Source organism: Actinoplanes sp. NPDC026670 (assembly GCF_040638175.1).
In the GTDB taxonomy this organism is placed as follows: Bacteria; Actinomycetota; Actinomycetes; order Mycobacteriales; family Micromonosporaceae; genus Actinoplanes.
In genome coordinates this window covers 1-1,469 of sequence record NZ_JBEZXU010000179.1, presented here as the reverse complement: position 1 = coordinate 1,469, position 1,469 = coordinate 1, and the positions used below count along the sequence as shown (strand labels likewise).

The window sequence follows — 1,469 nt, the reverse complement described above, 5'->3', positions numbered from 1 at the left end:
GTCAGAATCCGGCCCGGCTCACCTGGGAAGCCGCCGAAGCCACCGAAGTCATCGTCACCATGGGCTGCGGCGATGCCTGCCCCGTCTTCCCCGGCAAGCGCTACGAGGACTGGAAGCTCACCGACCCCGCCGGCCAACCCCTCGACGTCGTCCGTCAGATCCGCGACGACATCAAGACCCGAGTTACCGACCTGCTCGCCACCATCGAGTCTCAAGGCTGAGCAACCCGGCTCGCCAGCTCGGTCCACGCACTACGGCGCTTCTTCGCCACGACGCTGATCACCAACCACGTCGAGCCGCAGGAGGGTGCAGCGTCTGCTTCGGCACAGGACGTTGCGCATCACGTTGGAGACGTACGTGCACTGGCTGCCGAAGCGAGACCGGCCCAGCGGCGTCGTTGGCTCGGTCGTGAGCTCAGCAGCGGAACGCGCCACCTAGGCGACCATCCGGCCGCAAGATCATGACTGACCTGTGCCCGGCTTGGGCCCGTTGATCTTGCGAGGAAGAATCGCCTGGTCAGAGGCGATATTGGTGGAGCCCAGGGGACTCGAACCCCTAACCCCTGCCTTGCAAAGGCAGTGCTCTGCCAGTTGAGCTAGGGCCCCGAGGCGGACGATGCCGCCGGTGCTGGCAGTGCCAGCGGGATCAGCGCAGGTCGGGCGCGGTGGTCGCCTCGTGCCACAGGGCGCGCTCGTCGTTGGAAGCCTTGACCTTCCTGGCCACCACGGCTGCCACACCGACGATTCCGGCCAGGATCAGAAGCTTCTTGAACATGGGGCCCACCCCTCGCGCTCGACTACCGTCGGACGATGTGCGGTGGGGCTAGCTGGAATCGAACCAGCGACCTCAGAGTTATCAGCTCTGCGCTCTAACCGACTGAGCTATAGCCCCGTGTGGCGACGAGCAAGGTTAACCCATCCGTCCGTCCGGCCCCAAATCGGGGGCGGGTGGACCGCACGGGCGTTGCCGTCGCCTCTGAACCTACCGGAGGCTTCGCGCCCGGCCCAGTCGATTACGCGGGCCACGCGGGCCGCTCCGGCGCCGGTGACGTGCATCGGCACACACGAAAGCCGGGGCTCCGCGCTCGGCGGTGCCCCGGCTTCCAAGGTGGTTCAGTCGCGCTCGGCGAGGGTCAGCTCGATGCCGCCGACCAAGTCCGCGCAGACGTTGTAGACGAACGCCCCGAGCGTGGCGAGCGCCGTGAACAGCACGACGTTGACCAGGCCGATCAGCGCCGAGCTGAGAATCACGCCCTTGGCGGTGATCTGGAAGCCGCTCGTGCTCTGGCCGCCGCCCGCGCTGACCAGGTCGGTCAGGCTGTCGTTGACGCTGGTGAAGACGCCCATCGCGTCGAGAGCCAGGTAGAGCACCGAGGTGGCGACCACCACGACGATGAAGAGCACCACCGAGACCGCGAACGCGAACTTCATGACCGACCAGGGGTCGATCCGCTTGAGGTTCAGCCGGGC

General features: G+C 66.8%; 2 protein-coding genes, 2 tRNA genes and 1 pseudogene. 1 reads left to right on the top strand and 4 read right to left on the bottom strand.

What is annotated here, in order from left to right:
- A pseudogene (locus tag AB0E94_RS52890) lies at window positions 1-221 on the top strand (heat-shock protein HtpX); the annotation flags it as partial.
- A 308-nt stretch (window positions 222-529) separates the two neighbouring features.
- Here AB0E94_RS52890 and AB0E94_RS52885 read toward each other — a convergent pair.
- The 4 genes from AB0E94_RS52885 to AB0E94_RS52870 all read right to left on the bottom strand — a co-directional run.
- Window positions 530-605 (bottom strand) — tRNA-Ala (locus AB0E94_RS52885).
- Between the two features lie 40 nt (window positions 606-645).
- Window positions 646-774, bottom strand: a complete 129-nt coding sequence (locus AB0E94_RS52880) for a DLW-39 family protein (RefSeq protein WP_231920970.1) — start codon at window positions 772-774, stop codon at window positions 646-648.
- Between the two features lie 43 nt (window positions 775-817).
- Window positions 818-891 (bottom strand) — tRNA-Ile (locus AB0E94_RS52875).
- A gap of 221 nt (window positions 892-1,112) precedes the next feature.
- On the bottom strand, window positions 1,113-1,469 hold a 357-nt coding region (locus AB0E94_RS52870), incomplete at its 5' end, for a DUF3566 domain-containing protein (protein ID WP_360344551.1).

Bases quoted from the DNA above. Each gene is read 5' to 3' on its own strand.
- AB0E94_RS52880 (WP_231920970.1), bottom strand. From the start codon at position 774: ATGTTCAAGAAGCTTCTGATCCTGGCCGGAATCGTCGGTGTGGCAGCC.